The organism is Paenibacillus paridis (assembly GCF_006345825.1).
GTDB lineage: Bacteria > Bacillota > Bacilli > Paenibacillales > Paenibacillaceae > Pristimantibacillus > Pristimantibacillus paridis.
Window position 1 is genome coordinate 59,655 of the sequence record NZ_VCIX01000080.1, and the last position, 26,736, is coordinate 86,390.

Genomic DNA, 26,736 nt, shown 5'->3' on the forward strand with positions numbered 1-26,736 from the left:
TGAAGATACAGCGGGGATTACGATGATGAAAAAAACAACCTTTTCAATAACAATAGAGATCCTAAGACAGAAAATTATTAGTAGAGAATGGCCTCCTGGGTCGCGTATTCCAACACTGCAAGAAATTTCTAAGGAGCTGGCTGTTAGTGTATCTACCGTAAGAGAAGCGCTCCGGACGTTGGAAAGCCAAGGTAATGTCAGCATTGAGCATGGACGGGGAATGTATGTACGTAATGATCCTTTACTGTTAGAAGACCCTACCGCAGACCTTAAGGAACTTGGGGATATTTCTCTCATCAAATTACTGGAAGCAAGACTGCTCATTGAACCCAAACTGGCTGCCTTAAGCGCAGAGCATGCTACACGCACCCAGATTAAGCAGCTTCGCACGCTTGCAGATTCTATGGTTAACCAGATGAAAGAAGGGGGGCCATTTCTAGATACCGATCTTTCCTTCCATCATCTCATAGCGGAATCGGCACAACATCCTGTCCTATTACGCATGCTGGAGTCTATCTCCCCCCTTCTCACCGAAGGCCGCAAACAGACAAACACCTTGCCTCATATGCGTACCAAAGCATCCAATTATCATATCTTAATTGCAATCGCCATTGAGGAACGACACAGTGAGCAGGCAAGACAACTCATGCATAGCCATATTTCCGACATGATTGAAGCATTAAAGAAGTAAGTCATATCTGTCGGCAGGAAAGAAAGGTTTAGACTCAATACAGTAATTGAAACAGCGACAGCCAAGGACGAGAACATAAAGCGGCCTCCGTCCTATGGAATAAAGGACGAAGGCCGCTTAAACTCATTCAATGACTGTCAGAATGAGCTTGGCAGCTTCTGCTCTCGTTGCATTAGCTTTCGGATAGAACTTGTTATGACCTTCTACTTGCCCTTCCATCTTCCGTAATATCCCCACCATCGTTACCCTTCTATTGAAAATATATCTCTAACTTCACCACACACTTCCCCATCAGTATTCCGATATATACTTTGCTGGCATGAGGGAGCTTGTCCACCTGAAACGATGACAGCCACTTCACTATTAATTTCCTTATGAATACCGCTTACCCGCTTGATTTCCTCTTCCCGGTAAAATGGCAGATGGATAAAATTTATATTTTTTATTAATATGCTCCCTTAATCCAGCAAAAAAACCTTTACTATAGGGAACAGACATATGGGTGGAGTAAGCAGGAACAGATCGACAGGTTGCAGGCCCACATCATTGATTCTGTGCATCAAACGAGAAAAAATGATATTATGTATGTTGGGTAAAAGACTTTACTATGACTTTTATCGATTTTTATATATTGCAACAAGAGGAGATATTATGAGTAACGAACACAACTTTTGGCTTGATTTACCAAAGCCGTTTTTTATATTAGCGCCAATGGAAGATGTCACAGACGTTGTATTTCGTCACGTCGTTAGTACAGCTGCGAAACCTGACGTGTTTTTCACAGAATTCACAAGTACAGATAGTTATTGTAACCCTGCAGGAAGAGAAAGTACCCGTGGCCGGTTAACGTTCACAGAGGATGAGCAACCGATCGTCGCTCATATTTGGGGCAATAAACCTATATTTTTCGAACAGATGAGTATTGATATGAAAAAACTTGGTTTTCGCGGTATCGATTTAAATATGGGATGCCCTGTCCAAAACGTCGCATCCAATGGCAAGGGTTCTGGATTAATCCAACATCCTGAACTTGCAGCCGAAATTATTCAAGCAGCCAAAGCAGGTGGATTGCCTGTCAGCGTTAAAACAAGATTGGGTTACCATGAGGTTGACGAGTGGCGCGATTGGTTAGGCCATATATTGAAACAAGATATCGCCAACCTTTCCATTCACCTTCGTACGAAGAAAGAGATGAGTAAAGTTGAGGCGCACTGGGAGCTCATTCCTGAAATTAAAAAATTACGCGATGAAATTGCACCAAATACGTTGTTAACCATTAACGGAGATATTCCTGACCGCGCAACAGGGTTGAAATTAGTGGAACAATACGGCGTCGATGGCGTTATGATTGGCCGCGGCATTTTCACCAATCCATTTGCTTTTGAAAAAGAACCTAAAGAGCATAGCGCAAAGGATTTTCTTCAGCTATTACTTTTGCAGCTTGATCTTCACGATCAGTATTCAAAAGAAGACCTGCCGCGTCCATTCAAACCGCTTCTACGTTTTTTCAAAATCTATGTTCGTGGATTTAGAGGCGCAAGCGAGCTAAGAACCCAATTAATGGAGACCAGGTCGACGGATGAAGTCCGTCGGTTAGTGCAGGCTGTTTTGGAGCAGGAATTAGAGTAAAACAAATAATGAAAGACCTCTCAAAAGTTCAATGAACTCTTGAAAGGTCTCTCATTTTTACTATGTAGTCATTTGTGGAGACGAATCTTTTAAGCAAAAAGCATTCTCTTATGGTTTCTCTCAGAATCCAGCGAGAATGTTTTTTGCTCGCTTCACAGACGCAACGAGTTATCGTTTCTCGGTATATGATATTTGAATCTTCGAGGATGCAAATCAAATTAATCTTGGGCACAAGCAGATGTAGGAGCGGCATTGTCAGCTGGGATGATTCAAGGCCGCAGCAAGGGACAAATTGCCCCTTAGGAATGGATGACTAGAGCAGAGCTATCTGCAATTTTATATCGCTGGCCATTACATACGGATTGTCAATCTTAACCCTTGTATGGTATACAAAAGACACCTAGCGATTAGCTGTCTTCATCCTACAAGTGTCATGGCTCTTATTCCGAAGCCCAACCATCCCACCAAAAATAATAAAAGATATACTCCCTTACCTCGCTTCTTGTTTTTCCCAAACAATGAATACACAACTGCTGTACCAATAAATAACGCAAATCCCCAATAAAATATCATTAATAAAATTAAAGCAAAAATCTCCACTTGGACATCTCCTAGGCAAAGGAACACCACTTATTTCCATTTGCAAATATATTTCCAAGTATATCTCATTTATTTGTCATTGAACATTACGCAAATCGCTAGCTGCACGGCGTTTTATCATGCCGCAGCTTAATCAAAAGTTCACAGAAAGAAACCAAACTGACAAAGAAAAGCTCTAAGGCAGTTTGGTCGTATTCATTTTAAAATTATTCCAACTCTTTAAACCTTTGGAGCATAGTGGCAACCTCTGCTCTGGTTGCAAGACCAGAAGGGTTTAGAGTCAAATCAGAGTTGCCCTTCATAATGCCCTTTGACACAGCCCAATGAATTGACTCTTTGGCAAAGGCTGAAATTTTATTTGCATCTTTAAAGCTAAGACTTGAATTTTCGGTATGAAGGTCAAACCCTTTACCCTGTGCGTATCTATAGAGCATAACCGCAATTTGCTCACGAGTGATTGCATCATTGGGAGCAAATATACCCTTACGATATCCGTTCACAATTTGGTTTTGGTTTGCCCAAATTATAGAATCTGAATACCAATGACCGCTTTGAACGTCAGAGAATACATCTGAAAACTTAACATTTGGTTGATTTTCCATACGATACAATACAGTGGCAAGCATTGCACGGCTCATTTGCCCAGAGGGTGAAAATTTTGTTTCAGAGGTTCCCGTGAATAGCCCCTCGTTATAAGCATACCTTACAGAAAAATAGAACCAATCGTCATGTGCTATATCTGTAAAAGGCGTTTTTCTCGCAAATGTAACAACAACAGTTATGTCACGGCTAACCTCTGGAATGGTGTAAATGTCACGGCCTATAAATTTTTCACCGTTGATAAAGATATATTCGGTTTCAAACCCTTCATCGGGAATCATTCTGATGGTTGCAGAAGTTGTTGCACGAATGGTTTGAGCTTCAAAGCCATCGGCAATTTTGCCATTTCCTCCTTTAACAGAGGCTTTAACAGAATAGTTAATGTTGTTTCCGTCCGAGGCAACCCAACGTTTCGGACCTATAATTTTTGAGTTCTCAAAATTGGAAACACCAATGCTAAGCTTTTCGATTGCTGCTGAGATTTCCGAAGCCAGAGCATTTTCTTTATCAAAAACAGCTTCAGCCTCGGCAATAACATTCCTTAAATTTTGAGCGGATTTTGTTGAATACCAAAAATCCGGGCTATATATGGTTTTGGGATTATCCGCAATAATAACTGAAGCAAGTAAAGATTTTGCAGCAACAATGTCTTCGTATAGTGAAGATTTTGAGGCTTCCTTTATTCCAGAGCCAACAATGATTTGCACATCTTCAAACGGTGTGATATACCGCTGTGACGCATCTTTATTGGTTAGAATGAAGTTACTTAAAGAAAAGTCGAAAGTTCCGTTGTTTCTAGCTTGGAAAACAGCAGTTCCAATATTCTGAAGCATTGAATCATCTTTTCCGCTGGCGGTCATATCCAGATAGATATAGTTGATGACACCATCGGTATATTTCATTGAAATGTCCTTTTCCATCTTAACACTGGTATTTTTCAGAACATAGGAATCAAACTGTAGCTTTCCTTGAAAACCATATACTGGCGCCCTTCCGGCACCAGTATATGAAAGACTTAGTTTAACAAAAATATCTTCTCCAACGTCAAATGATGATTTTGGAGAACCAGAGCTGTCAGTTACTGTGATGTTTACACGATAGCTAAGGTCTGCAGCATCGTTTGCGCTGTAGGCATATGATGGTAAAACAGCCCCTAGAAGCATGATACAAATAATGGTTTTCAGATATTTCATCATCTTCTAAGTGCCTCCATTAGTGTAAGTTGTGCATCTACAATGTCAACAATACCATCACCGTTTTTATCAGATCTCACCCAGTTTTCTGAAGAAGTAAATCCGTTGTAGACATTGTTTAAAATAGCATCTTTTGTTGCCGAAATGTCATTTTCATCAATAACACCATTACCATCGGTGTCTCCACGAAGAAGAATAGGAGATTTCACCGTTGGATCAAAAACAAGGTTGGCTGTTAATTGCTCACCTGTGACAAGCTCCCTTGAAGAACCAATATAGGCTTTCTTAAGGCTGTCATATAAAAGAGTTTGTTTGTTTCCTCCAACCATAACTGTTGCCTTGCCCATGTTTATCTCAGTGTATATGGTGTACAACGAGAACCCTTGTGTTTGACGAACTTCATAACGATAACCAAGATCTTTCACACTAATTTTGATAACGTCTGACAGTTCTTTATAGACCGTTTTCCCATTTTGACCTTCAATTGCAGAAAGTCTATAGCTAACTTTGATTGCCGTTTCGCCGGGAGCTAATGCTTCAATTGTCCCATCTTGTGAAAGGCTGATAATGTTCTGATTATAAAGAACGTGCCACACAACGTCTTCTGCTTTTAAGACGGTGTCGCCAACTGTGCGAAGAGCTTTAACAGAAAGCTGCGTTTTCCCGCCTATGCCAAGCTCGATAGAATCAGGCTGCTCATCGGTGCTTTCAAGGTCAGAGATTAATTTAATGCTTTCAAACTCTGACAAAGCACGATTCACAAGATAAACCTGAACAACCGTTTCGTTTCCAGCACCATCAACCGCTTTAAGAATCAGGGTTTGATCTGGTTCTTCGCTTGAGGTCTTACGATTTACAACGAATGTTCCGTCTGAATTTCTAACAATTCCGTCTGAACTGCCGTCTAAAGTTAATGATGCGGATGGTTCTGATAGACCATGGAAGCTATAGCTTGAGTCCGCACCAACAAAAACAACTTGATTGCTGACGGTGTTGTCAACGTTTTCCTTGTCAAGGCTTGTTTGAACATCTTCACCAAGGAGTAACGTCGGTGCTTTTGTATCAACAGTAAATCCGATTGCACCTGATGACCTGCTGCCTCGAATGGTGTCACGGTTTTCACCAACTGCTAGAAAGTCAATCAATTGCTGGCCGTCTTCAAGACTTTCTTCAAATGACCAAACCGTCTTAAACTCTTGAGGCGTGTTTTTTTCTTCAGTGTTAAGGTTAAATATCATTTTAACAGGCCTGTCGAAGGTATAAGTTGCCTCTAGCTTATCAGTACTTAAATAATATCGTTCTTTTGTTCTGTCAATGTTTGTTTCAATGCTTAAAAGCTGTGGTTTCTCCATTGAAGGCATAACAAAGCTTTGCGATGATGCAAATTCGGTTGAACGATAATATTCTGCATGTTTAAGAGGATCTTCCACAATTCTAGCAGCCTGCACTTTAACAAAATAAGTCTTGCCTTCCTGTAATAGAGGTCGGTTCGTTTTGTCTTCTAATGGTTTTAGAATGATGTCACTGCCAACTTTAAATTGACCAAAGGAATTTTCAACCTCAACACCATCTTCGTCTTGGATAGCAACAAGATAGTGTGTTGCCGTTTTGTCACTTCCCGTTATATCAACCTTCACATAGCCGTCACCACTGTAGACCGCAGAAACAGATTCTGGTTTTTGAGGAAGCAGTGGGTTTGTGAAAGTGAATGTTGAAGAAGTGATTTTTTTGCTCATTCCACCTTGATGGTTAACAAGCATGGCAACAACATGGTATTTCCCTTGAGGGAAGGACTCAGGAAGTGTGAACACATGAGAACCAGATTTAATTTCATCTAACTCTAGGTTGCCAATACTAATTAAAGATGAAGTGTCTTTAATGTTAGTGGATTCAATGGCTTGCATGACTGATGGGTCTTTTGTGACATAGACATTAAGTGCACCCGAATAATTGCTTTGCTTATCCGTTGTCCAAGAAACGTTGATATCACGGCTTGAATTCTCGCTAGTAGAAGCACTGATTCCTGTAAGCTCTGGCATATCGTCAACACTGTTTACTTCAAAGTTGTCGATATAAACATCAGGTGTTTCAACTGAAATGGACCAGTTACCAGCAACAATAAGAGATGGGTCAGTGATTGAAATGTACAAATAATTAACGCCATCTAAAGATTGAACAAGATAGTTTCCGTTACCATTATTATCGTCTTCAACCATTGCCACTTTTTTTCCATCCGGATTGGTGACAATGATTTCTGATGCTGAAGGTTTGACAAATCCACGAAGTGGAATTTCAATGAGAAGTGAATCTTTTGTCGCCAAGCTAATCTCTTTTATAACCCCATTTCCGGCTCTAGTATTAGATATTGCCTTAGTCGTGAGTCTTCTCATATTAGTTCCATACGCCATGGTCGTTGGCACAAGGTTGCCGCTTTCGTCTAGCGCTTCCGAGTGAACATAGTGAACAGCGTTTCCTCTTGAAGACAGGTCGATTGATCCGCCAAAGCTTAGGTCGCCGTTCCAATAATAGATAAAGCCAAGCTTAATGCCAATGACTTTAAAGTTTGCACCCACAAAGTCAGTTGAAACCGCTGCCTCGACTCCTCCAATCTCCTTGCCCCCCACAAATGGGATAGAGTCTGGAATGAACAGTCCTGCGTAAACATAACCATAAAAATAATCTTCCGTAATTTTTATCGTTATACCACCACGTATTATTCCTGCGTGGATGCTGATATCGCCAAATGCATTTAGCTGAAAAGGCGATATCCATTGAACATTCATTCCCGCTCGAATATTAAAGATTCTTCCATCATCGTCTCCATTTAACCGGCCTGTTCCTTCAATTGCAAGACCGGATAGTTTTGCATCCAGCTTAAAATCACCTACAATAATGATATTAATTAAAAGCCTTGTTTGAAGATGGATGGTAATGGGTGGGAGTTCGCCTGCTGGTTCTCCAGCAATGGTATCTGCAAGATTTGAAATGCCTCCGCCAAGTCCTGTAATAAATACATAAGGCGCAACAACAGGTACTTTCGTTGTTTCCGATGCTAAAAAGAATGTGAGTTCGTCAAGCATCATTTTTGGAACTTCGTTAATAGGAACCTTTTTCAGTGCCAATGACCCTTCTACTTCCAGCATGGCTATAGAAACACCTGCATCGATGCTATAAATATCATCAATCGTGTTAATGGTTATTTCGGCCTCTACACCAGCTTCGTTTCCTACTAATGGGCCTAATATATCTTCTGGTAGACCTACAGATAGTGTTGTGTTAACACCAATAAAACCAATCTCGCCGTCTTTACTGCCATAGAGAACATCTTTAACGTCTGCAGTTAGTGAGCCTTTATATTCATCGAATTCTTCACCCTTCGACTTGTCAGGAGCTTTTAAAGGCAATGAGATCTTTCCGCCAAAGCTAATTCCGAAATCTTCATCATCTTGAGTCATAACACCATATTTAATATTGATTAAAAAACCTGCAATATTTTGCAGCATCGTTCCGGCATCTCCAAGCTTAAGTTCAAGTGCCTCAGCATTCTCCTCAGAAACAGCCTCCCGATCCAGGCTGTATTTGGTTCCATTCTTGGCTTCATAATACCATTTATTATGCCAAATATTGACGGAGTTGATCACTTTGATGGTACCATCGCCTTCTAGCTTTGCACCATTATTGTCAACTGTCATCTTAAGGGCTGCGTTGCTGTCATATGCCAAGATGTTGTTAATGGTAATGTCGCCATCGGCTCTGCTAGCAGAGTAGTATTTCTCTGTCCCCGTACCCATAAGCCTAATTTTCCCGCGAAGTGTCAAAAGAATTTCAGTTTTATCTTTTTCAAATCCTATACCTTTATTAAGAAGGCCATCTCTTTTAACGCTGCCAGATACAAATTTTTTCATTACATCTTCGTTTTCAAAACTAACATAGTCATACAACTGTCTGTTGTTTGAACCATTTGTAAATCGAACTAGCGAAACAATACCATAACTTGCACTTTTATCTTTAATATTATTTGTTACATCTAGTGTAGCTGTTGCTTTGATTTTTGTACCAAAGGCATCGATTAGTTGTTGGTTTGTAAATCTAAATTCAATGTCATATTTTCCAACTGCCAACGTTTGATCCGTTGAAAACGCAAGCGTTTGACCTTCTTCAATAAAACTTATTTTTCTTTTATCAATCAGAATAGCCTCGCCGCTTGATGATGAAACAAGATAAAGACTCCATCCATCACTTCCCGAAAGAGCCTCATCCAAAACTTTCATATCACCTGAAACCGTGATATTTTTGTCGCCTTCATAATAAACGGCCGCTGGGAAAACATGCTTCATTGAAACTTCAGGAAGCTTTCCTTCAACGGCAGGAATCAAAATGTTTGTATTCGCACCGTAGTCAACCACTTTATGTGTGCTAGAATCAATAATTTCTGTTGCACTTAACGAAACGACCAAACGTTTGGATGTGATCATAGACTGAGTCTCTGCAATAATTTCAACATTCGGAATATCAAACACAGTTCCAATGTTAAGACCGCCCGAAATCTTCACATTGTATTCTCGTGTATTCGTTGCTGCAAAAACAAGTCCCTCTTCAAGGCTAAGTTTCACGATTGGTTCTATGAGCTCTCTTGCTCCTGTAACACTGTTGTCAATGGTTACCGTTGCTTTAAAAACACCGTTTTTTTCATATCCTTTTTTGTCATTAGTTAGTAAAACGTTCTCGGTTTGGATACCTATTGAAACATGATCCTTTTGTGTTTGGTCAGAAAAATTACCAATACCATAGAGCATTTCAGAAATTCTAACTTGTCCTGGCTCAATTGATTTTTCGTTCCAATAATAAGCAGTTGCCGTGTCAGGAACTAAATATTTGTTTGAATAGTTGGTAAAGTCAACACTCGGGTTTGGTGTATAATCATATCTTGTATTTGCAAGATTAACCCAATGACCAACAATAACTTTATCAACGTCTACGTCTTTGTTGCCACTCCAGCCGGACAACATGGCATAAGCCATCTTGTCCGAAGCTGAAAGAGAATCAACATATCTAATTTGTTGAGGAAGGTTTTCACCGCTATATTCCGTTTCAACGATTGTCGGTTGTCTTGGGTCAACCAAAACGTAAGGTGAATCAATTTCTGAACCAAGCGCGTTGTCTAAAAGAAGACGAATACCCACTTTTCCGGCTGCGGCATTGTTATTTTTCACATCATATGAAATACCAATGTTTCCAGCCCTCGGGTTGCTAGGGTCAATAGAAATGGACACCTTTTGTGTAATGGTATAGCCCTTGATGTCCCATGCGATGGTTAACAGCCTGTTTTGCTCTGAAACGACAGGTTCATGAAGCTTTGTATCTATTCCAAACCAGCCATATTCCTGACCGAAAATAAAATCTTTTCCGTCGATACGAACGGTTGTGAATGATGTTCCATTGCTCCTTGCCGCATCTTCCCTATAAAGAAGCGGTAGGTTGTTGTCGAACGTTTTTTGTGGGTGACCGTCAATCGTTTCGATTGAAAAACCACCCGTTCTTGAATTTATAGAATATTTCATAAACTCGTTTGCAATTGAATAATCCGCACCACTAGCATCAGCACGAATAGGGAAACTTGCAAAAGTGAAAAGCATGGTTAGACAAAGGGCTGCAGCTATGCTGCGTTTTATGGCTCTATGGATAGTCATTGCCTATTTCCCTCCTTGTGTTGGAGCTTTTGAAACATATACAGAAATGTTGAAATAATCACGCTTGTCCGTCTGGATATAAATGGTATACCAACCTTCTGCTACATTATCCATTGTAAAAACTCCATTTTTCTCCCGAAGGACCGTTCCTTTTGTTTTCATCTGACCTTGCGTTAAAATACCTTTTTCATAACGTGCATATGAGATTCCGGAAAAGTTTTTCAGTGAAATTTCAACTTTGTTTCCAAGAACGGTTGCAGTATTTGTGCTGTCCGGCATAACTCCGTTAACAAGGGCTATGGTGTCATAAAGACCCACAAGGCGAATGGTTCGGCGAATGGTGGTTTGATTTCCTGCATCATCTCTTACTGTATAGTCGATATAGTAAGGGTTCGAGCGAACAAATTCATTTGCTGAGATGTTGTCAGGGTCAAACACTCGCCCGCCTACTCCATAGCTGATGGTAACTCGGTTTGTTAGATCAACTTTTTTATTTGCTACCATATCCCATGCTTCGAAGTCGAGAAGCTTTGACTTGTCATATGCAATGGAGGCATCTTTTTTAGGCGTCATTCCTTCGATAAAGATTAGCTCTTCACCATTTTTAAGTTTGAGCACAGGAGGTGTTTTGTCGATTAGACCAATGTTGACACCATACGAGGTATAGTCCCCTGTTCTTCCTTGGAGATTGAAAACATAAAGTCCATTATCCCTATAGTTCATTGACTTATCTTGTTCCCAAACATCGTTTCCGCCAACGAACTTAGCATCTTTGTCAGTGATTACAGTGACTTTGACATCTTGATTTGTTGTTGGGTTTTTATCCGTTCCCACCACATAACCTTCTTCTTTTCCAGATGTGTCAACTCCAACAGTAATCTTGTTTTGATAATCCTTTTCAATCCACTCACCAGCTTGGTTTTTTTCAAGATATTTATAGGACCAACGAACTTCTTTAACCTTTGGTCCTCCTACTTCAATTCCTTCAACCGTCAGTAGAATCTTTTGTGTTATGCCTGATTGGTCTCTAACTTGAAAGACGTGCTCCCCGTTAGTCTTAACGTTGATAACTGTATCTTTATAGGACACAACATCACCGTCTTCATTTTTCTGCTCCGTTAAAAGTTTATATTCATATCCACGATAAGAAACGGTAAGGTCTGTTAGCTTTCTAAGAATGTCCAGTGGAACACCATCACTGTCACGGATTTGGTCAAAGGTTACATTAACGCTCAGCTTATCTTTAGCTAATGCTGCAGTTGCGCTGATTTGCGGCGGCGTAGAAACAATATTTGAAATGGTAATAACCTCATGTCCTTTGTTTCCATAGTCGTCAACAAAGAACATCGTAACCGTACCATTTTTTCTAAAGCGAACCGCTTTTGTGCCAGGGATATGTACGATATCGTTGGCAGTTAGGCTTCCGGTAGGCTCTACACCCGTTACTGTAATGGTTTTAATGTCTTTGCTAAACTGTGTCAACTCAACATTCACACTTTGTGCAGTAATGGTGGTTGGAAGTGTGCTGTAAGTCCTTGATGTTGCAATTGGCACCACTTTATTAATATTTGAAACGGTGATTGGAGTCGTCCACTTGTTCCCTGCGTAGTCATACGCTGTCACATAATAAATGCCTGAGCTGTCAAGCTCAACGACATATTCATTTTCAAGCGGCTCACCTTTAAATGGATAAACCACTTCGCCCTTCTTAACCTCCGCAAATGCGATTTCACCTGAATCATCCGATAAAGTAATCGTTGCAAAGATATTTTGGTTCGTCTTGGAAGTTTTTGATAACACATAGGAGGTCTCACCAATTGTGTTGTCAAATTGGTTATAGCTAACCGTATGAGAACCTGTGTTTCCTGCATTATCCCTAAACTCAAATGTGAATGTGTTAATCTCTTGCGTTAGAGTCCTTGAAAGTGCTGCGTTGTTGTTTGTCATAGAAAGCGTTTTTCCGCCGCCGATAAACTTGAGCGTTGCCATAACCTTTCTATAGGCTCTTCCTTCTTGGATTGGAACCCAATTTCCAAGATAGTTTTCATAGGCGTATTCAACCGTGTAGTGACTGTCTTGCATGATTGGCGTTTTATCAATGTTTGAAACGGTGACTGGCAAGATTGTTTCTATTCCTGCTTTGTTAGTCACTTTGAAATATACTGTTGCATTTTGCTCGAATGTTTCGGTGTGCGAAACAATGGAGTCAATTGGGCTAAAGTTTATGCCGTCATACGAACGTTCAAGTTTTAAAATTCCGCTTTCCGGGTCCGATATAGAAAGTCTTGCGTTAACATTTTGGTTGGTTGACTCCGTGATCGAATAGTCCACATTTGCAACTGGTGCAGTTTCGTCAACCACTGTCATTGCAACATATTCGTCTTCCATCCTGTCGTCTTGAATGCCTTCTGTTGTGTACGCCTCGAAATAAGCTGATTTTATTGTATTGCCATCTCTTAGCGCTTCAAAAACAAGCTTTGAATACGCTGTTCTTCCTTCTGCTTCTGTAAATGAAGGGGCAAGAACACTTAGCTCTGTATTTAGTGCTAAGCCAGACAACACTGCATTTTCAACAAAGAAATATTGTCCAGAATACTTGGGATTGGGAACGACAACATAATAAAGCTTATCGCTTTGGTTATAGGCTATAAACCCTCCGTTTTGGATCGTTTGACCATTTTTCTCTACATACCCTTCAATGTCAAATCCTGTAACAAAATCAACATCAGGGGTGAATTCTAGAACACTATCCCTTCCGGCCTCGTCCTGAATATAAAGGCTGATTGGATTATTATTTTGAATAACAACATCATAGTCCATCGTATATTCAGTGGATGTTGTTAAAAGTCCTGTATAAAGAAGGTTCGACCTTGCCATGTCACCCACAGCATTACCCTGGGCAGGTGCATTAGGCATTACGGTTACTGGAACGTTAAATGAAACGGTAACCGTTGAGGTGGTTTTTGTTGTTGCAGGGTTTGCGCTAGCCGTTACAATGGATGCTTGCGCGTCAACCAGGTCTAGTTTGGAGTCAAAGAAAACTTTTTCAGTAACATTTCCTGATGTGTCAACGGCTTTGATCCCAATGGCATAGCTTCCACTAAGCCCCTTCAATTCAATTTTATAGGTTTTCTGTTTGTTTCCTTCGCCATTAACGATTACCGGACTACTTTGCATGTCCACGGATTGACTTGAATTAAACAACGCATAATCAGCTTCTGTTAGAATATGATTTTCTGTTGGGTCTTTAATAAGTGCGAATGAAACGGTTGTGTCACTCTTGTCTGAAACATCAACGGTGATAACACCATCTTGTCTTGCTCCTTTTGTCACGATTTTACTTGACGCAAGTGCAGATGGCACTGTTTTGTCAATGTTAGAAACGGAGATAGGAACAAGAACTTGATTTCCAAGCTCGTCAGATAGGATTAGGTTTGTTGTTATGTTTTCGCTAATCGTTACGGTGAATGCACCGTTTGCATATGGAGAAACCGTGATTTTGTCTGCATCTTCTGGTGAAACTGTCAGCTTGCTAATTCCCGTACCAACATCATTTGCTATTATTCTTGCTGTCACTGATGCGTTTGTTGGCTGAATGGTGCTATAGTCTGGCAATTCAAAGGTCGGCGCTTGGCTATCATAAAGAATCGTGATCGGTCTTGCTTCTGTTAAAAACTCAGGTTTTTCGTCAGCAGGATAATTGATGAGCCCAAACTGAAGATAGATGGTGTTGACACCCTCTTGAAGCGGAACAGGTGTGTCGAGTGTAAATGTAAAATAACCACCAGAATTATTATCCGCAGTAAACTCAGGCACTAAAACGCCGTTATCTGTTGACGTGCCATCAGTTGTTGCATAATATACCGGTTTTTGATATTTTGATGTACTAGTAGAAGTCCATGCTTTATGGGGTTCACTCAAAGCCGCATAGACACTATATGTTCCATCCGTTGTTGCACCCATTCCGTTTAATGTCTTTGACTGGGTATGGTTTAATTCATCAACTATCGCAGGTCCTGACCTCATGCCAAAGTACGGGGAAACCTTTTTGCTTTCTCTGCCATGCGGGTCTCTTGTAACAACAACAATGCTGTACGCACCTGACGGAAGTCCCGTTATGGTCAAGGTTTGATCAACTTCTACTATGTTTTCACTGTTTGGTGTCAGTGTCAGCGGATAGTCTGGCATATCTGCAATTCTACTTTCTGAGCCTGGCTGAGATAAATAATAATATGCACTTGCAATTCCGCTGTCATCTGTCACTTTCACGTTAAACTGATGTGATGATTTAAAATGATCATGCTGATTTCCGACGGTATAGCTAATTTCCGGTGCATTGTTGTCATAAACGTATTCCCGTGAAAAATCGGTAGTGTTGCCTGATTGTTTATTTGTAACACGATATTCAAGTATATATTTTCCGTTCATCTGCGCTATAGTTCCTTTAATATTACTTTTTTCATCAGCACCAACATCATCGCTCGATTTATATACACTAAAGTTTTGTGTAAAGCTTTGGTCATTGCTCGGATGTGAAATCCACCTATATCTCGTTTCAATGTTTGGATTGCTTATGTCGAAACTGATGTCAAAACGTGGCATTGGAAGGCTATAATCCTCCGTAATGAGTGTGTCAACAACATTTCCATTGAAAATACTCACAGGTTTTTTATAATATCTTGACGCTTGCTCGTTTCTTGAATCGTTTCCAAGTGAGTCCATTGTGAAATAATAGAGAGTTCCATCAAAGTTGTCACCTTTTGGAATGGATAGCATTGCAGTTGCGCTATCACCTTCTGAGTCTACAAATGCCCACATCCCTTGAGTTGAAGCAATTTCTTTTGATGCAGGTTCAATTTGATTGATTGGAGTGTCAGTTGGCGTCGCAGTTCCGTTTATAAAGGTATAATAAGTCCTTGACCAGCCGTTATTGCTTTGTTGAAAGTCGTTCATTTCGAAACGATAATCATTTCTTTTGCGAAGCTGCGCATCTTGCGGATGGATCGTTTCTTGAATGGTCACTCGTGGAGCCTGGCTATCGATTTTGATATTTTCAATTTCTGCATATCCGGCATCTCCGCCTAGTGGATTGTCAGCTTTATCCCATCCATAAAGCCGAAGCTTGAATTCGCCTTCCGTTGGATCGATTGGACTTAGCTTTATGCTGACTCCATTTAAAACTTGCGTGTTAATTGGCGCGGTAACTCTTGTTTTGTTTCCTGTACCATCAAAGTTTGTTATTCTTATCATTGCCGGTTCATAGGAATCATTGGTTTTCTTGTATAATTCATAATTAAAATAGTTTTGATTCAATGTGGTGTGGGCAACATTTCCTTCTGGATAGAGTGTTTCGCTTGAAACCATATAAAATTCATGCATCTTTTGGATCTTGTTTTGAATGGAGTTTTCGCCCACAAGGTCATTTCCACTTTGGTCGGTTACTCTTATGGTTGGTGTTTTTGTGTCAACTTTGTGAGTTGAAAAATAGAAACTTTGAGATGTTGTTGATTCTGGTGTTGGATTTTCCAATTGATAGGCCTGTGTTCGACCATTTTTCACTAGAGAGGTAGACACATTATTAAGCTGGAGCCTTATGCCCTCGCCTTCAACTTCGCTAACATCGAGCGGCACTTTCCCAGTAAACTGAAGTGTGCCGGTTGGTTTTCCGTCATTGCCTTGCAGTTTTGTCATCGTAAGATCAGAAAGCTTTGTTGCAGTACTGTTTCCAAGATATAACTCAGGTGTTGCTTTGAAGTTTGTTATGAGCTCCGTTCTATCTTCTTGCGTCATGTTTTTTTTGTGAATGGAAACCGCGTCAACTGTGATATTAACATCTGTAAATTTTCGATTTAGATATCGATTGTCAGTGCTGGGTGAATAGGTAATCGTTTGATTGATATTGGGGTTGCCAAGGTTATATATGCTACGATAAAACGTATAAGTTACATCTTTATAATAGTAATCCGCTTGCCCTATCTTTGTTGTTAAATAGGTTTTAACTTCGGGATTTCCTGAACTTGTATGGGCAAAAGTCCCTCCAAGGCTTTCAGCGTTGGTAGACTGAGCAAGAAGCGCCACCCTATAGGTTAGTGATATCTCCGCTTTATCTTGTGCAACCATTGCATCGTGAAGCTTATTGCGGTCAATATCCAACTTGAAATTTTTTGTTTTTGTTGGCTCTTCGAATGTTAACCAATCTCTACCTACAGCATCGTCCGAAAGGGTATAGCTGAAAACTGGAGCATCCTCATATTGCATAATGTCATATTGACCATATTGATCCTTAACATTTTTGTCCCAGTTTACACTTTGAGCGCCTGACGAATTAGCATCAAGGTAGAACTCTCCCCCAGGTAAGTCAACGGAACCCATATCTATGAATTTTCTTTTTGTTACGTCGGAAATGTCACGATAAAGTCTGCCCTGATCTTTTGTCCATGATTTTATTGGAATGGTCTTCGCTTGTGTTGGATTTATGTTCCCCCCAATTTGAGGAAGCCACAGAACCACAGATTCACCGTACCAGTCATCACTGCCCACCAGCCAAAAAACGAGTTCATTCATTCTCCATGGTGGAATATTTTGCAATTTAAATGTATGTTGTGGTTCAGACCAAGCCGCCGCGCCGCCAAGATTTACTACATGATCAGAGTTTGCTCCAGGTTCATAGGTACTTACGCCCATGTAAATATCATCACCTGTTCCGCCGTTTTCGTTTCCTCCTGTTTTCACACCAAACACATAGGTGTACTCTGTTGGCACATTCGCATAAACAGGCGCTACTGATGCTAGAAGCGAAAGTACTAGCATCAAACTTAAAATCTTTTTCATAAAATACCTCCTCGTATAATCGTACTTGTAATCGTTCTTTTAAAGTCGCATTCATTTTTGATCTCATAGTGACCTAACTTAGCAGTTATGAACCGTGACAGCCAAATTTCGACAATATTTTTCCTCCATGTTACCATGATTGATAGAAACACTGCTGCTTTATAAAGAAAACTTTAAGTTCCTAGGTAGACTAGACTACGAAGCCAACCAAAACACGCAAAAAAGAGACTCGCAAAAGTTTGGTAAACTCATGCGAAGCCTCTAAGCAGAAACCATCAAGGACTTTGCTGACTACTCCGTGGATGACATTCAGGACAAAGATCAGCCTTTACAGCTAATTTCAGTTGAAAATAGTTGCTATATACTTTGAGCTAAAACCAATGGCTTTTAGCTCTACTTTCATTTCATTTGTGTGTTCGATTTTTTGGTTAGAGACATATAAAGCCACGCCGTTGCGATTTTTATAACCTGCTGAATTTCTTACTTCGAATGCAAGTGCTTGGGCTGCAGCAGTGATTTCTGATGATTTGCCCATTATATCTATAAGATCATATTGATCAAATATCCCTTCGTTTTTGCCTAATAGCTCTGAGTTGTTTGCAAGGTCTGTTAGTGAGAAATCAAATTCTGCATTTTCTATTGCCTTAACCAATAGTTCAGCCTGAGAAAGCTTCATCATTGACATTGTTGTTGGCATAGTAGCTTCAATCCCCGAATGAAGGGTAAAGGAATCTAAAATTAAACGCCCCACTCTTTCCGTGCTAATCTGTGGGTTTCGCTCCATCGCACCTATCCAAGTGGTATAAAACAACCCTGCTGCTGGTGTTGAATCTTCAGAAGCTATGAGATATTTGCCATGGTTTCTAAGGGCATAGGCCGTTTCAACTGTGCCCATAAGACAGGCATCAAACACGATTAAGTCGAAATACATATCTGATGCATCGATTGCCTTCGAGAGCTCCGAAACTTTCATCGTTTTTCGTTCGTTTAGCTCGTCTGCACCAAAGCCCCCCATTGTACCATACCCATGGTCCCATAAAATCAGTATATAACGCTCACTTGGTGCAACGGTTTTGCCCCAAACAAGAAAATCCTTTAGTGTTTTAGGGTCTGATGCGGCGGTTTGGATGTGGCTTTCGTGCTTTTTAAGTTGTCCATTGCCAACTTCAAAGCGTTCTGATGCACCATTAGCCATATATTTGTTGTGATATTTGAGCGTTCCACCTGTTTGAATCAGGATTTTCGTATTTTGGTTTGGCTGACCACGAAAAATTTCTTCCAAGTCATCCGTTAGCCGACCTTGCTGTGATTCAAGGTCAGAACCAACTGCATATATCAAAATCGTCGATGAATCAAGATTTTTATCCTGCTCCCAAAGTGACCTTGCCTCGTTTAAACCTTGCGCTGTGAAAACATCTGTTGCACTGAGGGTTTGACCAAGTGTTGCAATTTGGTTTTTGGGTCTTGTGTTTAAAACATAACTGCTTATTTTCGCAAGAGTTCCCCGATTGAATTCGACTTCTTTTGTAAGGTCTATTCCTAAAACCATTGAGGCGAAAGAAACCGCGGTTTCATAGGTAAAGTCGCCCTTTGTTTCTGAATATCCCAAAATCCTTAAAACCATTGAACAATATTGGTTTAGAGAGGTTGGTCGGTTACCGCCAAAACTAAATTCATTAATTCCGTTAACTACACCCTTTGTATAGGCATACGACACGTAGCGACTTTCCCAACCCGTATCATGAAATGGATTTTTGTAGGTGCTTTTCAGGATCTCTTCTTCCTTCCCCCACAGACGCAGCATCATGACAAGGGATTCTGCTCTGGTAGGCACCCTCTTAAGTTCATATCCATTCCCCGTTCCGTTGAACATTCCCAAGTGGTTAAGCCCTTCTGCATAGCTTGAGCTTTGTGCCGCTGCTGATGGAGTGATTGCAAGAAGAACGATTAAAAAAATGATTAAATTTCGGGTATTTTTCATCAAATTCCGGCCTTTCCATTTGAAAATTTCCTTCTTAAATGTCAAAAATACAATTAGAAACTATTTACATGCTTTTGGCTCATCAGAACATTCAGCCCTTTATTGATCTCAACACCCGCAGCAATTGGCGCTGCTCTCCGTCTTTCGCTTGTTCCAACTCCGCCCAGCTCTTATTCCGAAATGGTATATTACATCATCATCAAAGTTTGTTATTGTATTGATTAAAAGCCTAGAATACATTGTTCTCTTTTTTGCTCTTCAATTAGTTGATTTATCCTATCAAGCTACTACTCTATCATGGCGGATTAGCCCCTGTGTGAAAGTTAAAGAAAACTTTAAGTTCGCACTTGCAGCTCACTTTTGGCAACCAGCGAAAAGAGCCTGATCTCCAGAAGATCAGGCTCTTACATATATCAGAAATCCTATTCAATGAAGTGTTATAAGAATGGATGTATTTTATCTAGGTCACACCACGATCAACCAGCATATAGCCAGTCCCTCGAGCTGTAATAATTGTCTCAGGATTAGCGGGATCTGCCTCAATTTTTTTACGTAAATTACTGATATGTACCGCCACTGTTCTCGTATCCTCTAAACTCTTCATTTCCCAGATGAGCTGGAATAACGCATCAACAGTGACGATACGATTGACGTTTTGTGCCATATAGGATAGCAGGCTGAACTCTTTCTTCGATAAGTAGAGCGATTTACTCCCCATGCTGACAGTCTGCGCATAGTAATCCAGCGTCAAACTCGGCAACTCTAGCAGTTGTTCCCTTCTGCCCGTCGATACTCGGCGAAGATGAGCCTTGATCTTGGCCATGAGTACTCCCGGACTGAACGGCTTGGTTACATAATCGTCGCCGCCATAGGTTAAAGCACTAATTTTGATCTCGTCCTCCTCATGATTACTTAGAAATACGATCGGCGCATTTGTATAGCTGCGTGCGTCCTTATACCAATCTTTGCCGTTGTCATTAGCCAGCAGCATCACATTCAGTACAATCAAATCCGGCTCGAACAATGTAAGCAGCTTCATAGTATCTTCCCCGTTATGACTGCATGCGGATATGAAGCCCTCCCGCTCACAATACGCCTGAACAATCTCGCATATATGGGGATCATCATCGACGATCATAATTTTTTGTGTGTCCATCCTACTGTCACCTTCCTTCTTCTCAATCGACAGGATGTTGGAATTTAACACCTATCTTAGCACGGAAGATTGGACTAGCTATGAAATGTAAAGGAATCTTTAAGATTTTGCTTAATGCACAAATTTAAAGTTTCATTATGATTCGTTTTGGGATACTTTCCTATATCAAAAACTTCGCAACGCTAAAAAAATAGGCTTCTCACAAAGTTCGATATGAACTCGTGAGAAGCCTATTTTTTATTTATGTGGTCAAAATGTGGTCAAATGACGCTTTCTAACTTGAGATTCCTTGCTGGGCAAGGGATTTCAGGTTAGTTTACATCATTCCGCCCATGCCACCCATACCGCCCATATCAGGCATGCCGCCGCCAGCGCCTTTAGGCTCTGGTTTGTCAGCAACAACGGCTTCAGTTGTCAGGAACATAGCTGCAACGGAAGCTGCGTTTTGAAGCGCAGAACGTGTTACTTTAGCAGGGTCAACGATACCAGCTTCGAACATGTTTACCCATGTGCCAGTAGCAGCGTTGTAGCCTACGCCGATTTTTTCGTTTTTCAGACGCTCAACGATAACCGAACCTTCTTGGCCTGCGTTCGCAGCGATTGTGCGAAGCGGCTCTTCAAGGGAACGAAGAACGATGTTTACGCCTGTTTGCTCGTCGCCTTCTGCTTTCACAGCAGCAACAGCGTTGTATACGTTAATGAGGGCAGTACCGCCGCCCGATACGATACCTTCTTCAACCGCTGCACGAGTGGAGTTGAGGGCATCTTCGATGCGGAGCTTGCGCTCTTTCAATTCTGTTTCTGTAGCTGCGCCAACTTTGATAACTGCAACGCCGCCAGACAATTTTGCAAGACGCTCTTGAAGCTTCTCACGGTCAAAGTCGGAAGTTGTTTCTTCCAGTTGAGCGCGGATTTGGTTCACGCGAGCAACGATGTCAGCGGAGTTGCCGCTGCCGTCAACGATGATTGTTGTTTCTTTTGTGATACGGATTTGACGAGCGGAACCTAGGGATTCCACGCCAGTTGATTTCAGCTCAAGGCCGAGCTCTTCCGTAATCACTTGGCCGCCTGTAAGAGCAGCGATATCTTGAAGCATTGCTTTACGACGGTCGCCGAAGCCTGGTGCTTTAACAGCCACGCAAGTGAATGTTCCACGAAGTTTGTTCACGACTAGAGTCGCTTGAGCTTCGCCTTCTACGTCTTCAGCAATGATTAGCAATTGCTTGCCGGATTGTACGACTTTCTCAAGAACCGGTAGGATCTCTTGAATGCTCGTAATTTTTTTGTCAGTGATCAAGATGTACGGGTTGTCAAGGATTGCTTCCATTTTGTCCGTGTCAGTAATCATGTATGGTGATACATAACCACGGTCAAATTGCATACCTTCTACAACTTCAAGCTCTGTAACGAAGCCTTTCGACTCTTCTACAGTGATAACGCCGTCGTTGCCGACTTTTTCCATAGCTTCTGCAATCAATTGGCCCACTTCATCATCCGCAGATGAGATCGATGCCACTTGTGCGATCGATTGTTTGCCTTCGATTGGTTTGGAGATCGCTTTAAGCTCTTCAACAGCAGCTTTAACGGCTTTCTCGATGCCTTTGCGGATAACCATAGGGTTAGCGCCTGCAGTAACGTTTTTCAAACCTTCGCGAATCATCGCTTGAGCAAGAACAGTAGCGGTAGTTGTACCGTCACCAGCAACGTCGTTTGTTTTTGTAGCTACTTCTTTAACAAGTTGAGCACCCATGTTTTCAAAAGCATCTTCAAGCTCGATTTCTTTCGCAATGGATACACCATCGTTCGTGATAAGCGGGCTTCCGAATTTTTTCTCAAGTACTACGTTACGGCCTTTTGGACCTAGTGTAACTTTAACCGCATTTGCAAGAGCGTCAACTCCGCGCAGCATTGCGCGACGAGCGTCTTCGCTAAATTTAATTTCCTTAGCCATGAACAGAAACCTCCCAAAATAGTTTAAGTACAAATATTTTCCGTGTCTTGCTTTCTATGTGACCCGAATCGGGCTGCTATTCAAAAATCGCGTGGATTTCGCTTTCTTTCATAATCAAATACTCTTTGCCTTCGTATTTGATTTCAGTGCCTGCATATTTGGAGAAAAGAACGCGGTCGCCTTCTTTCACTTCCAAAGCAATACGAACGCCATCTTTCAGCGTACCGCTGCCTACTGCGATAACTTTGCCTTCTTGCGGCTTTTCTTTCGCCGAATCCGGCAATACGATACCGCTAGCGGTTGTTTCCTCTTTCGCGATTGCTTCGATCAATACGCGTTCACCCAAAGGTCTGATCATTGAAAATAGCCTCCTTCAAAATTTGTCGCTGCTTTTATTCTCGTTAGCACTCGAAACCTTCAAGTGCTAACAACTATTTTTATCATACTCATTTTCGTTCTTAATTTCAAGTGCTTGGTCTCAATTTTCCGTTTATTTACACAGTGAGGTCCAATCCCTGCTGTAACACACGAAAAAATCGAAGAGGATGCCTCTAAGCCAGCATCCTCTTCTATCATGCATCGCCGTTATTTGCGTTTTAATTTACGGTTGCGGATGAGAATAAAAGATACGCCCGCCAAAATAATAACGACAGAAATGATGGATGACGTCATCCATCGCTTGGAACTCGCTTTCACAGGTTCAGCTTCGCCAATGAGTTCGGCGCTGGCTAGCGTCGCATCTCCACCCACAGAGGCTGTGACGACCTCGTCTGTTTCTTCAGTCGCTTCAGCGGATGGCTCCTCTGAAGGAGCTGTGCTTGCTTCTACCGCAGACTCCTCTTCCGCTTTCGGAGTAGGCTCTGCTGTCGCTTCAGCTGTACCGGCCGAGGATGCCTCGGTTGGAGCAGGCTCATCCGTTGCCTTGCCTGCTTCCGCAGCTGGCGATGCAGCTGCCGTTTGAGCTGGCTTGCTTGTAGGTGCCGCCGTAGCAGATCCCTGCTTCGTCCCTTCAGCTGGAGCTTGTGTCACTTTTGGCGCATCTGTTGCTTTTGGCGCTTGTGTCGGCGCGGCCGTTGCCGCAGGCTTTTCTTCTTTAACAACGGGCTTGCTCACTAGCTTCATGCTTTTCTGATCAAAATCAAAACGAATCGTATAATCATGGTCATAGTCAATGTCCGGCACGGTTACATGAATTTTAGACAGCATCGTGGAGGAAAGGTCAGGCACGCTGAATTGCGTGACTCGGCTATCCTCGGATTTGTTGCTGCTAATCACTTTCGTATTGGCATAGCCGCCGCTGCCATCCGGAGTCTTAAATTCGGTCACCCATTTGCTGTGGTTAACGACAATTTGCATCGTTATTTTCCCGTTTTCTACAATGACCTTGGCAGGCTTCTCCCAGTAGTCATTAGCCATCGATGCTGATTCATCCTCTGCTTTCTTAATCACATAGTCAATCGTATATGTACCGTCCTCAACCTCCGCCGCATGAACGGCAGGTACTGTGAACAGTATAACCAATAAAGCACAAAAACCGATTAATAATGACAGCTTACGCATGTTTTTCTCCGCCTCTCTTCTATATAAATGATGTTTGGGTACAATCACTTATAATGAAATACTTAATGGAATCATATATAAGCCCGTCTCTTCATCCTGTTTCATCACGACATCAACGCCATAGGTTTTCTTAACGACCTCTTCTGTAATTACGGCTTCTGGGGTGCCTTCCGTCACGATTTGGCCTTCCTTCATGACAATAATCGTATCGCTGTAGCGAATAGCCTGATTAATATCATGCAGAACCATTACGATCGTTAAGCCATAGGATTGGTTCAAGGTACGAACGAGCTGCAAAATTTCAATCTGATAAAAAATGTCCAAAAATGTCGTCGGTTCGTCCAAAAACAAGATTTGCGTCTTTTGGGCAAGCGCCATCGCAATCCAGACACGCTGCCGTTCCCCACCGGATAATTGATCCAGCTTAAGCGCCCGCTTCTGCTGCAAATTTGTACAGGTCAACGCCCACTCGATCGCTTGCTCATCCTCCTCCTCTGTCTGGCCGAGGAAGCTTCTGTGCGGCAGTCTGCCGAAGCTAACCAGCTTCTCCACCGTAAGATCGCTCGGTGCTTCATTCTGCTGGTGAACGACAGCCAGCCGCTTCGCCAGCTCTTTGGGCTTCGTCTGACTAAGCGCCTTCCCATCAAGCAGAATCTCTCCCGCTTTGGGCTTGTAGTTCTGTGACATCACGCCCAGCAGCGTTGATTTTCCGCAGCCATTCGGCCCAATAATGGTCGTCACCTTGCCAGGTGCGATTGTACTCGAAATTTGCTTAAGCTGGTCGTTCTTCTTATCGTAGGAAAAGGTGACTTCTTTAATTTCCATGAACGCGATCACTCTTTCTAAGCATGAATATAAGGAAAGGACCGCCGATTACAGTCATAATAATCGAAGCGGGAATCTCCGTTGGCGCGAGAATCGTACGTCCCAAAGTGTCCGCGGTTAAAATAAGCAAGGCGCCGCCCAGAGCCGAGAAGGGAATCAAAACTTTGTGATCCGATCCTACCAGCAAGCGGGCAATATGCGGCACAAGCAAACCAACAAATGCAATCAAACCTCCGATTGCTGTAGCGACAGAGGCCAGCAGCACGGCGACGACCGAAATGAGCAAGCGTGCTCTCGTCACACGAAGCCCCAAATTTTTGGCCGTTTTGTCCTGAAGGCTGAGCATATTGCACCAAGAGCTGAGCAGCAAGGAAAGCAGTAAGCCGACAATGCCATAAATGGCAATAATATTGACATCCTGCCAGGTCTTCATCGTGAAAATTGAGGAAATCGCTTGGTTAACGCTTGTGACAGCATAGCTTCCCCGATAATTAAAGGACTGCCCGAGTCCAGTAAACGTGGCATTTATCGCGATCCCAACTAGAATCAGGCGCAGCGGACTGAGCCCGGATCGCCATGAGAGTGCATATACCAAGTAACAGGCAAACGCGCCACCGACAAACGAAAATAACGGCATCCAGAAAAACAGCCCCGGAAAAATCGTAACGACCAGCAGCGAGACCAGACCCGCTCCGGATGAAATACCGATTACGCCTGCATCAGCGAGCGGATTTTTCATAACCGCTTGCAAGAGAACACCTGACACGGCTAGCGCAGCGCCGGTGAGCATAGAAACAATAATGCGGGGAAACCTTAAATCTTTAATGACCTCAACATGCTCATTCGTTCCTGACAACAAGCCTTGTATAAGCTCGATGGCAGATACTTTAATGCTGCCTGTCATCGCAGATACAACGATGGCCGCCAACAGCAAAATGGCAATAATAACAAAGCTTCCGATCTTCTTAACCATAGCCAACTTCCTTCGTCTAGTGATCGATCTGCAAGCGTCTCTCTATACGCTTAGGGATAAAGCATGCCCATCAAAGCATCAATGGTATCTACCGCAAACAAATTGCCTGTCGTACCGAACAAAGCCTCTTCCAAATCATACACACGATCATTTTGTACGGCCTTGAAATGCTTCCAAATGTCGTTTTTCTGGAATTCCTTGTCGAACATTTTTACAACCTCTTCAGGCATGCCATGAGCGGCGCGCAAAATCACATCAGGATTGGAATTGTGTAAATATTCCGTGTTGGAAGCCAGGTATTCTACATCCTCGCCCTGAGCGATATTAACCCCACCAGCCAAACGAACCAAGTCGCCAATATACGATTTTTCGGTGGCAACAAGGTAACTGCCGGGTACGCCAAGCAAAATGAGTACGGTCGGTTTTTCTTTTCCTTCCGTTGCTTCTTTAATTTCTGCTACCTTTGCATCAAATCTATCTATAATGACTTGAGCCTGCGCTTGCTTGCCATAGGTTTCTCCAAGCTTTTTCAGCTCTTGATTCAAACTTTCTACACTAGTCAGATTAAGAAAATTCGCTTGCATCCCTGCCGCTTCAAATACCGGCTTCAAATCATATTCCAGCGTCGTGACCGACAATACCTCCGTTGGCTTGAGTGACTTCACCAGTTCCATATCCGGGCTCATCGGGTTTCCAACTCGCGTCACATCCTCGTACCGAGCAGGCAGTTCCTTTGAGCTTGTCGGAACGCCTACCAGCTCCACCTCAAGCGCATCAAGCATTTGGGTAATGGCTACTGTCGTGGAGATGACCCGCTGCTCCGGTGCTGCTGTGGCCTCTGGGCTACTTGATGCTTCCGATTGCGTCTGGTTTTTTGTAGCTGCGCTCCCCACATTAGAGCATCCCGCAAGTAAAATAAAAACTAATAGCAGCAAGAAACCATACCATTTCTTCTTGTTCATCCGGACCGCTCACTCCCCTCTATACATCGCTAATAGCATGACGAGGACACCGGGTTTCCGGCATCCTCGCAGCAGCTATCGTGTAGTTTAATTC

At 42.2% G+C, this 26,736-nt stretch carries 14 protein-coding genes; 2 read left to right on the forward strand and 12 right to left on the reverse strand.

What is annotated here, in order from left to right:
• Positions 1-22 precede the first annotated feature (22 nt).
• Complete coding sequence (locus tag FJQ58_RS09545; RefSeq protein WP_139992703.1) at positions 23-691, forward strand: FadR/GntR family transcriptional regulator; 669 nt, start codon at positions 23-25, stop codon at positions 689-691.
• A gap of 651 nt (positions 692-1,342) precedes the next feature.
• Positions 1,343-2,320, forward strand: coding sequence for a tRNA dihydrouridine synthase (locus tag FJQ58_RS09550; RefSeq protein WP_139992705.1), 978 nt, complete (start codon positions 1,343-1,345; stop codon positions 2,318-2,320).
• Positions 2,321-2,737: 417 nt separating this feature from the next.
• On the opposite strand, the gene FJQ58_RS09555 is transcribed toward FJQ58_RS09550, so the two are convergent.
• The 12 genes from FJQ58_RS09555 to isdE form a co-directional block, all read right to left on the reverse strand.
• Entirely contained in the window at positions 2,738-2,920 is a 183-nt protein-coding gene (locus tag FJQ58_RS09555; RefSeq protein ID WP_139992707.1) for a hypothetical protein, read from the reverse strand.
• Positions 2,921-3,126: 206 nt separating this feature from the next.
• A complete protein-coding gene (locus tag FJQ58_RS09560) occupies positions 3,127-4,716 on the reverse strand; it encodes an S-layer homology domain-containing protein (protein ID WP_139992709.1) in 1,590 nt (529 codons plus the stop codon).
• Entirely contained in the window at positions 4,713-10,403 is a 5,691-nt protein-coding gene (locus FJQ58_RS09565) for a hypothetical protein (RefSeq protein WP_139992711.1), read from the reverse strand. Before FJQ58_RS09565 ends, FJQ58_RS09560 begins: the two co-directional genes overlap by 4 nt.
• 3 nt (positions 10,404-10,406) lie before the next feature.
• A complete protein-coding gene (locus FJQ58_RS09570; RefSeq protein ID WP_139992713.1) occupies positions 10,407-17,234 on the reverse strand; it encodes a hypothetical protein in 6,828 nt (2,275 codons plus the stop codon).
• Between the two features lie 340 nt (positions 17,235-17,574).
• Positions 17,575-19,215, reverse strand: a complete 1,641-nt coding sequence (locus tag FJQ58_RS09575; protein ID WP_139992715.1) for a clostripain-related cysteine peptidase — start codon at positions 19,213-19,215, stop codon at positions 17,575-17,577.
• Between the two features lie 460 nt (positions 19,216-19,675).
• On the reverse strand, positions 19,676-20,371 hold the full coding sequence (locus FJQ58_RS09580) for a response regulator transcription factor (protein ID WP_139992717.1): 696 nt from the start codon (positions 20,369-20,371) through the stop codon (positions 19,676-19,678).
• A gap of 316 nt (positions 20,372-20,687) precedes the next feature.
• On the reverse strand, positions 20,688-22,322 hold the full coding sequence (groL, locus tag FJQ58_RS09585; RefSeq protein WP_139992719.1) for a chaperonin GroEL: 1,635 nt from the start codon (positions 22,320-22,322) through the stop codon (positions 20,688-20,690).
• 76 nt (positions 22,323-22,398) lie between these two features.
• Positions 22,399-22,680 (reverse strand): co-chaperone GroES, encoded by a 282-nt coding sequence (gene groES / locus FJQ58_RS09590; protein ID WP_054026679.1) that lies wholly within the window; start codon positions 22,678-22,680, stop codon positions 22,399-22,401.
• A gap of 227 nt (positions 22,681-22,907) precedes the next feature.
• Positions 22,908-23,882 carry a heme uptake protein IsdC gene (isdC, locus tag FJQ58_RS09595; RefSeq protein ID WP_139992721.1) on the reverse strand — a complete coding sequence of 325 codons (975 nt, stop codon included), beginning with the start codon at positions 23,880-23,882 and terminating at the stop codon, positions 22,908-22,910.
• A gap of 48 nt (positions 23,883-23,930) precedes the next feature.
• Complete coding sequence (locus tag FJQ58_RS09600) at positions 23,931-24,707, reverse strand: ABC transporter ATP-binding protein (protein ID WP_139992723.1); 777 nt, start codon at positions 24,705-24,707, stop codon at positions 23,931-23,933.
• On the reverse strand, positions 24,697-25,680 hold the full coding sequence (locus tag FJQ58_RS09605) for a FecCD family ABC transporter permease (RefSeq protein ID WP_139992725.1): 984 nt from the start codon (positions 25,678-25,680) through the stop codon (positions 24,697-24,699). The genes FJQ58_RS09600 and FJQ58_RS09605 overlap by 11 nt, the downstream gene beginning before the upstream one ends.
• A 50-nt stretch (positions 25,681-25,730) precedes the next feature.
• Positions 25,731-26,642: a heme ABC transporter substrate-binding protein IsdE gene (gene isdE / locus FJQ58_RS09610; RefSeq protein ID WP_139992727.1), complete on the reverse strand. Its 912-nt coding sequence runs from the start codon at positions 26,640-26,642 to the stop codon at positions 25,731-25,733.
• Positions 26,643-26,736: the final 94 nt, after the last annotated feature.

Bases quoted from the DNA above. Each gene is read 5' to 3' on its own strand.
- FJQ58_RS09560 (WP_139992709.1), bottom strand. From the start codon at position 4,716: ATGATGAAATATCTGAAAACCATTATTTGTATCATGCTTCTAGGGGCT.
- FJQ58_RS09565 (WP_139992711.1), bottom strand. From the start codon at position 10,403: ATGACTATCCATAGAGCCATAAAACGCAGCATAGCTGCAGCCCTTTGT.
- isdC (WP_139992721.1), bottom strand. From the start codon at position 23,882: ATGCGTAAGCTGTCATTATTAATCGGTTTTTGTGCTTTATTGGTTATA.
- isdE (WP_139992727.1), bottom strand. From the start codon at position 26,642: ATGAACAAGAAGAAATGGTATGGTTTCTTGCTGCTATTAGTTTTTATT.
- FJQ58_RS09575 (WP_139992715.1), bottom strand. From the start codon at position 19,215: ATGAAAAATACCCGAAATTTAATCATTTTTTTAATCGTTCTTCTTGCA.
- FJQ58_RS09545 (WP_139992703.1), top strand. From the start codon at position 23: ATGATGAAAAAAACAACCTTTTCAATAACAATAGAGATCCTAAGACAG.
- FJQ58_RS09600 (WP_139992723.1), bottom strand. From the start codon at position 24,707: ATGGAAATTAAAGAAGTCACCTTTTCCTACGATAAGAAGAACGACCAG.
- FJQ58_RS09570 (WP_139992713.1), bottom strand. From the start codon at position 17,234: ATGAAAAAGATTTTAAGTTTGATGCTAGTACTTTCGCTTCTAGCATCA.
- FJQ58_RS09605 (WP_139992725.1), bottom strand. From the start codon at position 25,680: ATGGTTAAGAAGATCGGAAGCTTTGTTATTATTGCCATTTTGCTGTTG.
- FJQ58_RS09580 (WP_139992717.1), bottom strand. From the start codon at position 20,371: ATGGACACACAAAAAATTATGATCGTCGATGATGATCCCCATATATGC.
- groL (WP_139992719.1), bottom strand. From the start codon at position 22,322: ATGGCTAAGGAAATTAAATTTAGCGAAGACGCTCGTCGCGCAATGCTG.
- groES (WP_054026679.1), bottom strand. From the start codon at position 22,680: ATGATCAGACCTTTGGGTGAACGCGTATTGATCGAAGCAATCGCGAAA.
- FJQ58_RS09550 (WP_139992705.1), top strand. From the start codon at position 1,343: ATGAGTAACGAACACAACTTTTGGCTTGATTTACCAAAGCCGTTTTTT.